Source organism: Streptomyces sp. NPDC001157, from assembly GCF_053598255.1.
Genome location: NZ_JBSFJW010000008.1, coordinates 272,415 through 285,736 on the forward strand (window position 1 = coordinate 272,415; position 13,322 = coordinate 285,736).

The 13,322-nt window shown below is 69.8% G+C and carries 11 protein-coding genes and 1 pseudogene; 6 read left to right on the top strand and 6 right to left on the bottom strand.

The features are described from left to right. Positions 1-6 precede the first annotated feature (6 nt). Positions 7-1,443, bottom strand: coding sequence for a glycosyltransferase family 2 protein (locus ACWDAG_RS17990; protein ID WP_450696550.1), 1,437 nt, complete (start codon positions 1,441-1,443; stop codon positions 7-9). 441 nt (positions 1,444-1,884) lie between these two features. Beyond that, on the bottom strand, positions 1,885-4,836 hold the full coding sequence (locus ACWDAG_RS17995) for an FAD-binding and (Fe-S)-binding domain-containing protein (protein WP_450696551.1): 2,952 nt from the start codon (positions 4,834-4,836) through the stop codon (positions 1,885-1,887). A gap of 202 nt (positions 4,837-5,038) precedes the next feature. On the opposite strand from ACWDAG_RS17995, the gene serC reads away from it, so the two are divergent. Together serC and ACWDAG_RS18005 are read left to right on the top strand one after the other, a co-directional pair. Next, on the top strand, positions 5,039-6,157 hold the full coding sequence (serC, locus tag ACWDAG_RS18000; protein ID WP_450696552.1) for a phosphoserine transaminase: 1,119 nt from the start codon (positions 5,039-5,041) through the stop codon (positions 6,155-6,157). Between the two features lie 84 nt (positions 6,158-6,241). Continuing rightward, entirely contained in the window at positions 6,242-6,724 is a 483-nt protein-coding gene (locus ACWDAG_RS18005) for a hypothetical protein (protein ID WP_450696553.1), read from the top strand. A 64-nt stretch (positions 6,725-6,788) separates the two neighbouring features. Here ACWDAG_RS18005 and ACWDAG_RS18010 read toward each other — a convergent pair whose 3' ends face one another. Then, positions 6,789-8,303 carry a cellulase family glycosylhydrolase gene (locus ACWDAG_RS18010; protein ID WP_450696554.1) on the bottom strand — a complete coding sequence of 505 codons (1,515 nt, stop codon included), beginning with the start codon at positions 8,301-8,303 and terminating at the stop codon, positions 6,789-6,791. A 112-nt stretch (positions 8,304-8,415) separates the two neighbouring features. Further along, complete coding sequence (locus tag ACWDAG_RS18015) at positions 8,416-9,399, bottom strand: WD40 repeat domain-containing protein (protein ID WP_450696555.1); 984 nt, start codon at positions 9,397-9,399, stop codon at positions 8,416-8,418. Between the two features lie 129 nt (positions 9,400-9,528). Here ACWDAG_RS18015 and ACWDAG_RS18020 point away from each other — a divergent pair, with 129 nt between their 5' ends. The 3 genes and pseudogenes from ACWDAG_RS18020 to ACWDAG_RS18030 form a co-directional block, all read left to right on the top strand. Then, positions 9,529-10,212, top strand: a complete 684-nt coding sequence (locus ACWDAG_RS18020) for an SGNH/GDSL hydrolase family protein (RefSeq protein WP_450696556.1) — start codon at positions 9,529-9,531, stop codon at positions 10,210-10,212. 87 nt (positions 10,213-10,299) lie between these two features. Further along, positions 10,300-10,893: a Uma2 family endonuclease gene (locus ACWDAG_RS18025; protein ID WP_450696557.1), complete on the top strand. Its 594-nt coding sequence runs from the start codon at positions 10,300-10,302 to the stop codon at positions 10,891-10,893. Positions 10,894-10,944: 51 nt separating this feature from the next. Continuing rightward, a pseudogene (locus ACWDAG_RS18030) lies at positions 10,945-11,244 on the top strand (mycothiol transferase); the annotation flags it as partial. A 7-nt stretch (positions 11,245-11,251) separates the two neighbouring features. Here ACWDAG_RS18030 and ACWDAG_RS18035 read toward each other — a convergent pair. Then, positions 11,252-12,121, bottom strand: coding sequence for a DUF2637 domain-containing protein (locus tag ACWDAG_RS18035; protein ID WP_450696558.1), 870 nt, complete (start codon positions 12,119-12,121; stop codon positions 11,252-11,254). Positions 12,122-12,136: 15 nt separating this feature from the next. Beyond that, on the bottom strand, positions 12,137-12,340 hold the full coding sequence (locus tag ACWDAG_RS18040; protein ID WP_099929666.1) for a hypothetical protein: 204 nt from the start codon (positions 12,338-12,340) through the stop codon (positions 12,137-12,139). A 294-nt stretch (positions 12,341-12,634) separates the two neighbouring features. Here ACWDAG_RS18040 and ACWDAG_RS18045 point away from each other — a divergent pair, with 294 nt between their 5' ends. Then, entirely contained in the window at positions 12,635-13,276 is a 642-nt protein-coding gene (locus ACWDAG_RS18045) for a maltokinase N-terminal cap-like domain-containing protein (protein WP_450696559.1), read from the top strand. Positions 13,277-13,322: the final 46 nt, after the last annotated feature.

The window sequence follows — 13,322 nt, forward strand, 5'->3', positions numbered from 1 at the left end:
CCGAGGTCATTTCCTGACCACGTGGAATCCGGCGGCCGGCTTCAAGATGGCCATCAGCACCCCGATCGCCTCCATGGCCGAGAAGACGGGCAGGAGCACGGCCTGGGCGGCGATCCAGCCGACCGCCCGCCCGCCGGTGATCCCGTGCTCGGCGAGATTCGCCCTCAGCCCCAGGATGTACAGCGTGAGGAACGAGGCGAACGATCCGTTGGCGAGCGCCCGGATCCACGGGTCCACCTGGAACCCGTACACCAGGTGTCCGATGGTGTAGAGCAGGCCGAAGGGGGCGAGCGCCCACAGGGCCGTGTTGATGCCGAGCGAGATGCGCCAGCGCGGCTTCACCGGAGCGAAGAGCGCGACCTTGGCCAGGCCCTGGAACCAGCGCCGCCGCTGACGGACGAAGTCCCCGATGCTCCTCGTCGACTGCTCTTCGAGATAACCGTCGACCCAGCGGCAGCGATGGCCGCCCTCCATGCACACCAGGGCCCAGAAGGCGTCCTCGGTGATGCTGCCGACCGGCCCGAAGTCGAAGCCGCTCGACTTCTCGACGTCGTGGCGCACCACGATGTACGACCCATGCATGCCGAAGACGGTCCGGTGCAGCCGGGACTGGAAGTGGAAACGGGCGAAGTCGTCGCCGGTGCGCACATTGTCGGCCAGCGTGAGGAAGGGGTGCATCCGCCAGTCACGGTGGTACAGGATGGCTCCCTGCCCGATCCTGAGGGTGCCGGCCGCTTCCTCTTCGCCGATCATGCGAGCGATGCCCTTGATTCCGCTGGACGTGGGCTGCGTCTCCTCGTCGAGGTGGACGATCCAGGCGTCGTCCGGCAGCGCGGAGTGTTCCAGGGCGTACTGCAGGGCTCGTGCCTTGTACAGCGTCCCCTTGGGCGTCCGGTAGTCCGGTGGAACGGACAGGTAGACGAGATCGTGGTTGGGGGGTGGCAGGCAGGTGCTCACGGTGTCGGTGACGACCTCGATGACGTACGGGAACAGCGGCGTACGCGCCATCTCGCGCTGGCACCGGCGGATCGTGCCGGTCAGCGCCTCCACGTTGTCGCCCCGGGAGACGATGCGCCAGCAGACCAGGACCGAAATCGGTCGTACTTCGTCGAGACGCTCGGCGTGCCGGAAGACCAGCAGTCCCACGAGTCCCATGAGCCCCGGAACGACCGCGCTCAGCCACAGGATCGCTCCGTACGACCAGGCCTGCTCGAACCACCCGTGGGCCGGCCGGCCTTCGGGCCAGAGGAATCCCTGGAGTCGGTAGAGCGCGAGGACTCCGAGGGACATGCACAGCACCACGCTGACGCGATGTCCGGTGACCGGCCCGAGTGACCAGTCGCGCTTCGGTTCCCGCACCTCGGAGCTGACGTACTCGGGCGAGTCGGGACCGGCGACGATGTCTTGCGATGTTCGTACTGTTTTGATGTCGGTGGTCGTCATCGTGAACCTGCTTGAAAACAGCGCCAGTTGCTGGGGAGCCGGCAGGCGCCACCCCGCCCGGCGCGGAATCCGGGCATGCGCGATGCGGAGAGAGGGGCTGACGGAGCCGGCGAGGCCGGGGTGACGCCCGGCGAGGGCGCGGGCCGTCCGGACTCGATCCGAGACCGGACTCGGGAGGGCGGTGCTACGGGTGGCCGCCCAGGGGGCCCATCGCTGTATGTTTACGCTGTAAATCTACGATTGCACGGCCTAGGACCGCTGGTCAAGTGGGGAAAGTCCGCCGCCGGAGCGGCCCCGTCAGGTGCCACCCCACGACGTCTCGTCGCGGAAGAGCGGACGGCCGTCGGCGAGCGCGTCGGGGACCAGGGGGGCGTAAGCGCCGGGGCGCCGGCCGCGAATTCTCCGGGAAAGCGGTCCTGGAAACCGACCCAGAATGCGGGCTCACGGGCGCCGCTCCTCCGGCCCTCCCCCCGGCCCCTCCACCAGTCCGTCCGCCAGCACCTCGGCCAGATGCCTCCCGCGCACCCCGCCCAGCTGCTCCAACTGCGTCCGGCAGGAGAAGCCGTCCGCCAGTACGACCGTCCCCTCCGCCGCGTCCCGCACCGCCGGCAGCAGCTGTTCCTCCGCGCAGGCCGCCGACACCTCGTAATGGCCCTTCTCGAAGCCGAAGTTGCCCGCCAGACCACAGCACCCGCCCGCCAGCTCCCCGGTCAGCCCCGCCGCTTCGCGCAGACGGCGGTCCGCGCCGTCGCCGAGGACCGCGTGCTGGTGGCAGTGGGTCTGGCCGGTGACCGGGCGGTCGAGGGCGGGCGGCACCCAGTCGGGGGCGTACCGCTCCAGCGCCTCCGCGAAGGTCATGACCGAGGCGGCGAGGCGGGCGGCGCGCGGATCGTCGTGCAGCAGCTCCGGCAGGTCCGTGCGCAGGGCCGCGGCACAGCTCGGCTCCAGGACGACCAGGGGCGCGAAGGTCTCGGCCGCGACGGGGGCGACCAGGACGTCGAGCTGGTCGAGGGTGCGGCGCAACACCTCGCGGGCGCGGTCGAGTTGGCCGGTCGAAAGGTACGTCAGCCCACAGCAGACGGGGTGGCGCCGGGCCGGCCGCAGACGGAGGGTGTACGAGGTGACGCCGTCCTCCTCCTGGGTCTCCTTGCTGTGCCGGGGCAGCTTCGGCAGCGGGACCGGCGTCAGTCCGGCCGCCTCCAGGACCCGCACGGCCGCCTTCCCCACCTCCGGCGAGAGGTGCTCCGTGAAGGTGTCCGGCCACAGCAGCACAGGCCTGCCCAAGGGCTCTTCGTACTCCAGCCCCAGCTCGCGGATCATCCGCCGTGCCCGCGCTCTTGCCCGGCGCCCGAACCACCGGCTGAACGTCTCCGGCGCCACCCGGGGAAGCTCCCGCTCGGGCGCGATCCCGCCCAGCCGCTTGGCGAGCGCCGCCAACGGGCCCACAGAGGCTAGGAAGTTGACCAGCCGGGCGGTGCGCGTGCGGGCCACCAGCCGCAGCCACACCGGCAGCCGGCCCATGCTGTAGTGCGCGGCCGGGCGGCGCCGCCCCGCGTAGTGGTGGTGCAGGAACTCCGCCTTGTACGTGGCCATGTCGACCCCGACCGGACAGTCGGAGCGGCACCCCTTGCAGGACAGGCACAGGTCGAGCGCGTCCCGCACCTCCGTCGACCGCCAGCCGTCGGTGACGACCTCGCCGGCCAGCATCTCGTGCAGCAGCCGGGCACGCCCGCGCGTGGAGTGCTCCTCCTCACCGGTCGCCCGGAACGACGGGCACATGACCGACGCGCCGGACACGGAGCTCGTACGGCACTTGGCGACCCCCACACAGCGCCGCACCGCCGCCGAGAAGTCGCCGCCGTCCGCCGGGTAGCCGAAGGCCACGTCGACCGGCTCCCGGGGCAGGACCGAGAAGCGGAGGTTCGCGTCGAGCGGGGCCGGACGGACCAGCATGCCGGGGTTGAGGAGATCGTCCGGGTCCCAGACGCCCTTCACCCGCCCGAAGAGGGCGACCATGTCCTCGCCGTACATCTTCGGCAGCAGTTCCGCCCGCGCCTGTCCGTCCCCGTGCTCCCCGGACAGCGACCCGCCGTGCGCCACGACCACGTCCGCGAGCTCCTCCGAGAAGCGCCGGAACCGCCCCACGCCCGCCTCGCTCAGCAGGTCGAAGTCGATACGGACGTGGATGCAGCCGTCCCCGAAGTGCCCGTACGGGGTGCCGCGCAGCCCGTGGGAGGTCAGCAGCCGCCTGAAGTCCCGCAGATAGGCGCCGAGCCGCGCGGGCGGGACCGCGCAGTCCTCCCACCCCGGCCACGCCTCACTCCCGTCCGGCATCCGGGTCGCCGTACCACTGGCGTCCTCCCGGATCCGCCACAGCGCCCGCTGCCCGCCCGGATCGGTGACGACGAGCGAGTCGACGACATCGGCGGCCCGCACGACCGCCTCGGCACGCGCGCGTGCCTCCGCCTCCGTCTCCCCGCCGGTCTCCACGAACAGCCAGGCCCCGCCCCGGGGCAGCCCCGCCGTGGCCGGCACCAGGTCGGCCGCCATCCCCTCCACCGTCAGCGGCCCGTACGGCAGCAGCCCGGCCGCGGCCTCCGCCGCCGCACTCTCATCGCCGTACGCCAGCACGGCCAGCGCACGCGCGCGCGGCGCCTCGACAAGCCGTACGACGGCCTCCGTCAACACCCCCAGCGTGCCCTCGCTGCCACAGAAGGAACGGGCGACATCGGCACCCTTCTCCGGCAGCAGCGCGTCCAGCGCGTACCCGGAGATACGGCGGGGCAGCTCCGGAAACCCGGTCCGCAGCCGCGCCAACTCCCCCTCCACCAGCCCCCGCAGCCCCTCGGGCGCCCCGGCCCACCCCTGCCCGAGCCGCAGCCGCTCCCCGCCCGCGGTGACCACTTCCAGCTCGCGCACACTGTCGGCGGTCGTCCCCCACGCCACCGAGTGCGAGCCGCACGAGTTGTTGCCGATCATCCCGCCGAGCGTGCAACGGCTGTGCGTGGAGGGATCGGGACCGAAACGGAGCCCGTGCGGCGCGGCGGCCTCCTGCAGCCGGTCCAGGACGAGCCCCGGCTGAACGACGGCGGTGCGGGTCTCGGGGTCCAGGGACACGATCCGGTTCATGTACCGGGTGAAGTCCAGCACGACACCGGTACCGGTGGCCTGCCCGGCGATGGAGGTGCCGCCGCCACGCGGCACGACGGGCGCCCCGTGCGCCCGGCAGACCTCCAGCACGGCGGCCACGTCGTCGGCGTCTGACGGGGCCACCACTCCCAGCGGGACACGCCGATAGTTGGACGCATCCATCGTGACCAGCGCCCGCGCGGCAACGTCAAACCGCACCTCGCCCCGGACAACCTCGTGCAAACGTGCCTCGAGATCCGACATGGGGCCAGCAAATCAGTCGACAGGCGGCACTCTCCAGACCACGGCCGACATAGTCATCCCGTCCGGCGTTTGAGGACGAGGCCGTTCAGGCCGAACGGCGGGGGTCTGGGGGGCGGCAGCCCTCAGCTACGGCCACGACACCGCCGTCTCACCCGACGGACGAGGTTTCACCCATGTTTCCCGAAACAGCTAACCTCACCCCGTGGCTGAGATCCAGATTCCCGCTGACATCAAGCCCGCCGACGGACGTTTCGGCGCGGGCCCCTCCAAGGTGCGGACGGAAGCGCTGGACGCGCTGGCCGCGACCGGTACCTCCCTCCTCGGCACCTCCCACCGCCAGGCCCCGGTCAAGAACCTGGTCGGCAAGGTGCGCGAGGGCATCAGTGAGCTGTTCTCCCTCCCCGAGGGCTACGAGGTGATCCTCGGCAACGGCGGCTCCACCGCGTTCTGGGACATCGCGACGCACGGCCTGATCGAGAACAAGTCGCAGCACCTCAATTTCGGCGAGTTCTCCTCGAAGTTCGCCAAGGCGGCCAAGCTGGCCCCCTGGCTGGCCGAGCCGACCGTCATCGCGAGCGACCCGGGCACGCACCCGGAGCCGGAGGCCGAGGCGGGCGTCGACGTCTACGCCTTCACCCACAACGAGACCTCCACCGGCGTCGCGATGCCCATCAAGCGCGTGACCGGTGCCGACGAGGGCGCGCTGGTCCTGGTCGACGCCACGTCCGGCGCCGGCGGCCTCCCCGTCGACATCGCCGAAACCGACGTCTACTACTTCGCCCCGCAGAAGTCCTTCGCCTCCGACGGCGGCCTGTGGATCGGCGTCTTCTCGCCCGCCGCGATCGAGCGCGCCGAGCGCATCCACGCGTCCGGCCGCCACGTCCCCGAGTTCTTCTCGCTCCCCACGGCGATCGACAACTCCCGCAAGAACCAGACGTACAACACCCCGGCCCTCGCCACCCTCTTCCTGCTGAACCAGCAGTTGGAGTGGCTGGGCGGCCAGGGCGGCCTGGACTGGTCGGTCCGCCGCACGGCGACCTCCGCCCGCACGCTCTACGGCTGGGCCGAGGACATCAAGTACGCCAACCCGTTCGTCACCGACCCGGCCAAGCGCTCCCAGGTCATCGGCACGATCGACTTCACCGACGAGGTGGACGCGGCCGCCGTCGCCAAGGTCCTGCGCGCCAACGGCATCGTCGACACCGAGCCCTACCGCAAGCTCGGCCGCAACCAGCTGCGCGTCGCGATGTTCCCGGCGGTCGACCCGGCGGACGTCGAGGCACTGACGAAGTGCATCGACTACGTGATCGAGAAGCTGTAACTCCCGCGTCAAACCCCGTAGTTGCGCAATTTGTTGCAGGGCCCTGTCGGTGACAGGGCCCTGTTCCTTGGGTACGGCGGTGGCATGAACAGACCGATACCGGGCACCGTGCAGGTCGCGGTGCGCCACATCCTCAGCGACAGGACGACCGGCGTGATCACCCGGACCCGCCGGATCACCTGGCGGGACAGCCTGTACCGGGTGCGCCGGCCGAAGTCCGGCAAGGAGACCGTGGAGCTGACCTGCACCGTGTGCGAGGCCTCCCTGCTGGCCGAGGTCAACGACGAGGCCCGCACCCGCAGGACCACGACCGTCCTGCTGGTCCTGGCCGCCCTGTCCGTGGTCGTCTTCCTCATGGCGCTCGGCTACGTCGTCCACGAGGGCGGCAAGACGCTCCCCGAGGGCCAGTCGCTGCCGGCCCTCTTCCCCGTCGGCGTGGTCTCGATCTTCGTCACGTTCGTCACCGCCTTCGTGTTCCTCGGCCGGGGCCTGCGCCACAACGGCGTCAGCATGCTCGCCGCCCCCAAGCCACGCCGGCTCCACCGGATCCTGCCGGTGCGCGGCTGAGATCCGACCACGACGAGGAGGAGGGCGCCCGGCAAGCGCCGGGCGCCCCAGGCCCTGTCCTGGCTCAGGCCGCCGTACAACTCACGCTCGGCACCCCGCCCCCACCCGGCGCGCCCCCGAACCCGAAGCCGGCCGAACCGCCCACCGCGATCGCACCGTTGTGTGCGGCGTTCACCACGGTCACGGTCGAACCGCTCTGGGTGTACGACGCGTTCCACATGTTCGTCACCTGCTGGGACCCGCTCCAGGTCCAGGTCACCTTCCAGGAGCTGATCGCGCCCGTCCCTGTGTTGGTCACCTTCACCTCGGCGTTGAAGCCGCTGCCCCAGTCGCTGCTGACGGCATACGAGGCGCTGCACGCGGGCGTGCTCCCGCCGCCACCGCCGCCGCCCCCGCCGCCCGTTCCGGTGCCGGGAAAGAGCGGTGCCTTGACGCTCGCCAGATAGCCGTCCTTCACGGTGTCGACGCTCACCCAGTCGTCCTTCAGGATCCCGCCCGTGTCCCCGGAGTTGGGGTTCCAGGACCAGAACGTCCAGTGGAAGGAGTCGCCGCCGTACGTCGACGTCGGCCGCAGATAGCTCACCAGCGCCGCAAGCCACTTCTGGTCGACGGTCGACGCCAGTGTCGTACCGAACTCGCCGACCCACACGGGCGCGATGTTCTGCTTGAAGATGTAGCCCCAGTACTTGTCCCAGACCCCCGGCATGTTGGCGGGGAACGCCGGATCGCTGAACCAGGGCTGCTGGGCCACGCTGGTCGCGTAGTCGTGGGCGGAGTACACGACCCGGTTCGCCACGTCGAGCCGGACCGGGTACTGGGCGACACCCATCAGGTTGCCGCCCCACCACCCCGACACCCCGCCGTACGTCTGCACGCCCTCGACGAAGATCAGCAGGTCCGGGTTGACGGACAGCACCGCGTTGCCCGCCCGCTCGGCGGCCAGCCGCCAGTCGGTCGCCGTGTCGCCGCAGCCCCAGCAGGCCGGATCGTGGGGCTCGTTGTGCAGGTCGATGCCGATGACGGTGTCCTGGCCCTGGTAGCGGGCCGCCAGCGCCTTCAGATCGGCGATCCATGTCGACTCGGGCACGGCCGCCGTGTACCAGAGCGCCGACTGCCCGCCCGAGTCCGGCCGGTGCCGGTCGAGGATGACCTTGAGGCCGTCCTGGCCGGCGTACGCCACGAGCTTGTCCATGACCTGGAGGGAGGTCAGCCCCTGCAGATCGGCGTTCTTGCCGCTGCTGAAGTCGATGCTGTTGGGGACGGTCGAGGACTTGAAGATGTCGTCGCTGTAGGGCAGCCGGATGGTGTTGTAGCCCAGCGATTTCATCTGGTCGATCATGGATTTGTAGTCGCGGGACCAGAGGCCGTGGACGACGTGATTGGCGGTCTCGAAGCCGAACCAGTTGATCCCGGCGATCCGGACTGGCTGTCCGGCCGCGTCGAGGATCTGGCGGCCGCTGGTGTGCCAGTGGCCCGCGCCGGGGACGGCGGCCGCGTGCGCCGTGTGCGCACCGGCCCCCAGCGGTAGCAGAAGCGCCGCGGCAACGGCGCACAGCGCTCTTCGCAGGCTGCGGAACATGTCGCTGCTTCCTCTCGGGAGGCGCGGGCCCGGAACAGGTGGGAGCGCTCCCACAACCCGGCACCTCAATGGAAGCGATGCCACATGAACACGTCAAGCACTACGACGTCAGTCAGCGGCGCAGCAGCCGCCGGATTCCGAAGACGACCGCCGCCGCGACGGCGACGGCGAGCGCGCCGATCTTGAGGTTGCCGCCCGCGCTGCCGCCGCTCCCGCCCGAGGCACTCGAACTCCCGCTGCCCGAGGGCGCCTTGGAACCCCCACCCCCACCCGGCGCGTCCTGCGCCTGCACGGAGCTGTCGGCGCCCTCGCTGCCGTACAGGAGCTTCGAGCCGTCGATGGAGTAGGTGAGGGACTCGCCCTGCCCCTGAAGCGGAACATTCAGGCGCCCCATGCGCTTGATGTGGCCGCCGTTCCAGTCGTAGTAGATCCCGCCGAAGTAGCCGCGCACGGCGAGCTGCTTGTCGTCCGGGGAGATCGCGGCGTCGGTGGCCCAGAGGTCGACGGTGGCGACGGGCCTGAAGTAGTTCGTCCCGGAGGCGGAGAGTTTGGCCGGCCCCTCGTACAGGTGCCCGCCGTTCTCGTTCTTGTCGATGATGTAGGCGCGCCCGGTCTTCGGATCGACGACCAGCGACTCGGCGTTGCGCGCCCCGTCCGAGTACTTCACCACGTACTGCGTGGCCCGCACGGTCTGGTCGACCAGCTTCTTCGGCTCGGGCAGCCGGTAGATCCACACATACGGCCACTTGCCGCCGAGGTTGTCGCCGATGTCGCCGGCGTAGATCTGGTTGTCGGGCCCGATGGAGATGGCCTCGACGTCGCGGGGCGAACCGATGCCGCTCAGCGCGACCCGGGCGACCGTCTTCCCCGTGCTGCTGTCGACGGCGTAGATGTACGGGCCGTCGTCACTGTCGTTGTGGGTCCAGTAGATGCCGGGGTGCAGACGGGAGGCGGCGAGGCCGCTGGACTCGGTGATGCGCGAGTCCTTGATGGTGAACCCCTGGTCACCCTTGCCGTCGCCGTCGGCGGCGGATGCGGGCGCGGCGAAGGCACCCACGAGCAGGACCCCGGCGAGGAGAGCGAACGGTCGACGCATGTCCCCAAGCCTGCCACCCCGGCCCCGTGTTCACGGCCGACCGGCCGGGCGGGGCGCGTGGCAGGCCTCACACCCCACCCGTCCCATTGGTCCCTCCCTGAACCCTCCCGGATCGTCCATCATGAGCGGATGCTTAGGTTCATGCCGGTCGGCGACTCCATGACGATCGGAAGCGCGGGCGAGCACACATGGCGTTACCGGATGTGGGAGCACCTGCGCGAGACATACGGCGGCCCGTTCACCCTGGTCGGCCCGCGCGAGACGTTGTACGACAAGGCGACGGACTCGCCCGTGTCGTACGAGTACGCCGATCCCGACTTCCCCCGGGCCCATCTGGCGGGCTGGGGCGAGGGCTGGCTGCACATGGCGCCGCTGATCGGGGAGGCGGTGCGCTCCTGCCGCGCGGACGTCCTGCTGGTCTCCCTCGGCCTGATCGACCTGGGCTTCTATACGAACGCGGAGCAGACAGCGGAGAACGTGCGGGCGTTCGTTGTGGCCGCGCGGGAGGCGAACCCGCGGGTGCGAATGGTGGTGCTGCCGGTGATCCCGAACGTACGGGCGGAGTCGGACCCGCCGTTCGCGGCGGAGGTGACCCGCTTCAACGAGCTGCTGGCGAAGACGATCGCCGACGTGGACGAGCCGTCCTCACCGCTGCTGCTCGCGTCGGTGCCGGAGTCGTACGACATCCACTTGGACACGTACGACGGCACACATCCCAACGCGAGCGGTGAGCACCGGCTGGCGGAGGCGTTCGCGGAGGCGATGTATCAGGCGTGGGACCTGGGCGAAACGTACGTGGCTCGAACAAGGTGACTTGATCGGTGCGTGTCCCGGTCACCGTGCGTATCGTTGTACTGCGCGGCTGCACTCGGACGTGGGCAGCCGGGGAGGAGCGCCACGATGACCGTCCTGGAGGACAGGATCGAGATGGCCGACGCCGACGCCAACACCAAGCGTTTGGACGAATGGTTCGAGCGCCTTGAGCGTATGCCCGTCCCCGAGGGATTCAGGGTCGAGATCGTCGGGGGCAACGTCCACATGACGCCACAGCGGGACACTCACTGGGAAATCATCCGCGAGATCCTCTTGTCCTTCGTGGACCGCTTCGGGAGGAAGACCAGGGTGTTCTCGGACGTCCGCATCGACTTCCCGGGCTTTGAGAACGGCTTCTGTCCCGACCTCGCCAAGCTCAGCGACGCGGCGCAGAAGGACGACACGGGACACTGGCGCTACCAGGACGTCGAGTTCGTCGCCGAGGTCATCTCGAAGGGAACCGCCGCCAACGACTACGGCCCCAAGAAGACGGCGTACGCGATCGCCGAGGTCCCCGTCTACGTCATCGCCGATCCCTATCAGGGACGGTGCCACGTCTACACCGACCCCAAGGAAGGTGACTACGCCGTACGGACGTCCGTGGACTTCGGCACCGACATCGACCTCACCGGCACCATCGTCGACCTCACCCTCAAGACCGACGACTTCCCCCGCGACTGAACCCGGAACCCTCCCACGCACGGCGGAAAGCCGCCCGCGCACACCGACCGCCGCCGGGTGTGGGCACACGCGGTCGCGACGATCGACGCGCTGCCGCTGGAGACGGTCGGCGGGGTGCCGTGGTGGCCCGACGGCAGGGACGAGGTGACGTTGCATCATGCCGTGGTCCGCGTGATCGCCGACACGCACCGGCACGCCGGGCACGCCGACATCCTCCGCGAACTCACGGACGGCGCGGTGGGGATGAACCAGGGCAACGACAGCATGCCGTCGGACGACGCGGCCTGGTGGGAGAGCCACCGGGACCGGCTGGAGGGTGCGGCGCGGGAGGCCGACCGGAAGCCGGCCTGATCCCCGGTCAGCTTCGGGACGTCGTGCCGCCGCCGGTGGGGCGCGGCTTCGAAGTGGCCGAACCGCTCTTGGACGCAGGCGATTTGGCACTTGTGGGCGTCTGGCGATGACGGTGGCGGGAGATGTTTCTGCGTGGGGGCCGGGTCAGCGTGATCTGGCGGACCAGTTGCTGGAAGCACGCCAGGGAGGCGAGCGTCGGCAGGGCCGCTGCGGCGATACCGGTGAAACTCCTGTCGGCCTCGGCCACGCAGAGTGACATCGCAAGGAAGGAGAAGAGCAGAACGACAAACCAGGAGTGCACAGCCCTGCGCTGGTGAAGGGCGCTGCGCAGGATGGAGAGCGAGGCCACCATCCAGGGGCCGTAGACCAGAAGCGGCCACCAGGTCAGTATCCCGCCCTGCGTGGCCGACGCGACGTGCCGCAGCGGTGCATAGGCCACCATGCCGCCGAAGACGCTCACCATGGAGACGATCACGGCGGCGAGCGCTGCGATCAGAAAGCTGACGGTCTGCAACCACGTGAAGCGGAAGCGCAGCCGGAACCTTACTTTCCGATGCCGGACGGAACGGCGCCGGATGGGTGGCAACTCGGCAGTGATTCTTGCCAGGTTGTCCATCGACTCGCCCGTGAAGTCGACGTCGGACGACGACGACGGCTCGCGAAGAGGCGGCGGCACGGTGCCCGCCTGCTCCGCCGTCACGGCGTTCTGCAGGAGGGACGTCAGTTCCTCGACCGGGTCCCAGCCTTCGACCAGAGGACCCGTGGCGTACATGTCCTCTGCGGGACCCCGGTGTCGGCCGGTGGCCAGCCCGGTGGGGTAGTCACCGGCATACCGTTCGTGCGGGGTGAAGGACAGATCCAGGTATTCGTCGTTCATGGAGGTCCGCCCCCGTCATGTAACCGCGTGGCAGCCGGACCGTCCCTGATCGTTCCACCGCCGCCCGAGTTCCTCCTGCGCCGTGTCCAGGATTCCCAGGAACTCGCTGAACAGGGTCCCGGTGACCTGCAGTTCGATCCGCGCGCCGTCCCCGTGCAAGGTGCTGCAGGCATCGGCCGCCGAGTAGGCCGCGGCGGGAGTGAAGGTGTAGCGCCCCACTGTCACAGCACGGGCGGGAGGCAGATCCTCCGCTGTCGCTCCGGAACGGTACGGGTTAAGGAACCTTGCTTTCGCCATATTCCGCTAACGCCGCGTCCCCTCCTCCGGATGCGCGGCAAACGAGTGAGGCCAATTCGACGAAAACATCGACTAGAGCGTTTGTAATCCGAGCCGACTGCACTGCCCTCAATACGTAAAGAATCGAGCAGTTTGTCTTTTGAATTCTCCTCGCACAAGAAAGATCATTTATTCCCGGGCGCCGGTCCCCGTCCGTGACTGGCAGAATCACGTCGTATGGCGATCATCCATCACACCACCCTCAAGCCCACCAAGGTCGAACTGCTCACCACCTGGCTGCCCACCCGCCCCTGGTACCAAGGCGGCCCGGCCGCAGCGGAGTTGACCAAGGCCGGCGGCTTCCGGCTGGACGACCCGGAGGGCGAGGTCGGTATCGAGTTCATGGTCGCCACCGACGCCTCGGGCCCCGCCCCGGCCGCCTACCTCGTCCCGCTCACCTACCGCGGCGCCCCGCTCGACGGCACGGAGCACGCCCTCATCGGAACCATGGAGCACGGCGTACTGGGCAGGCGCTGGGTCTACGACGGCTGCCACGACCCGGTACTCCTCACCGAGCTCCTGGCCCTGATCGAGGGCCGGGCGCAGGCCATGGCCCAGAGCATCACCGACACCCCGGACCACGAGGTCACCCGGTCCTGCACGGCCGCCTCCCCCAGCATGAAGGGTCTGCTCTCCACAGCCACCGACACCGCCGAGAGCACTGAACTCCACGGCGGGGACGGCAGGTTGCTCCGCGTGCACCGAGTGCTGCGCCCGACCCCGCTCCCTCCGGAGGGCGTACTCGGCCACGTCACCGGCGCCTGGCAGTCAGCGGACGACACCCGCGCCCGGGCCGTGTTCGTCACGCTGCACAACTGACCACCGGCTCCGCCAGGGTGGCGAGTGCGTCGAGGTCGCTCTGAGC

Coding starts and splice junctions, on each gene's coding strand:
- ACWDAG_RS17990 (WP_450696550.1), bottom strand. CDS start 1,443: ATGACGACCACCGACATCAAAACAGTACGAACATCGCAAGACATCGTC.
- ACWDAG_RS17995 (WP_450696551.1), bottom strand. CDS start 4,836: ATGTCGGATCTCGAGGCACGTTTGCACGAGGTTGTCCGGGGCGAGGTG.
- ACWDAG_RS18005 (WP_450696553.1), top strand. CDS start 6,242: ATGAACAGACCGATACCGGGCACCGTGCAGGTCGCGGTGCGCCACATC.
- ACWDAG_RS18010 (WP_450696554.1), bottom strand. CDS start 8,303: ATGTTCCGCAGCCTGCGAAGAGCGCTGTGCGCCGTTGCCGCGGCGCTT.
- ACWDAG_RS18015 (WP_450696555.1), bottom strand. CDS start 9,399: ATGCGTCGACCGTTCGCTCTCCTCGCCGGGGTCCTGCTCGTGGGTGCC.
- ACWDAG_RS18020 (WP_450696556.1), top strand. CDS start 9,529: ATGCTTAGGTTCATGCCGGTCGGCGACTCCATGACGATCGGAAGCGCG.
- ACWDAG_RS18025 (WP_450696557.1), top strand. CDS start 10,300: ATGACCGTCCTGGAGGACAGGATCGAGATGGCCGACGCCGACGCCAAC.
- ACWDAG_RS18035 (WP_450696558.1), bottom strand. CDS start 12,121: ATGAACGACGAATACCTGGATCTGTCCTTCACCCCGCACGAACGGTAT.
- ACWDAG_RS18045 (WP_450696559.1), top strand. CDS start 12,635: ATGGCGATCATCCATCACACCACCCTCAAGCCCACCAAGGTCGAACTG.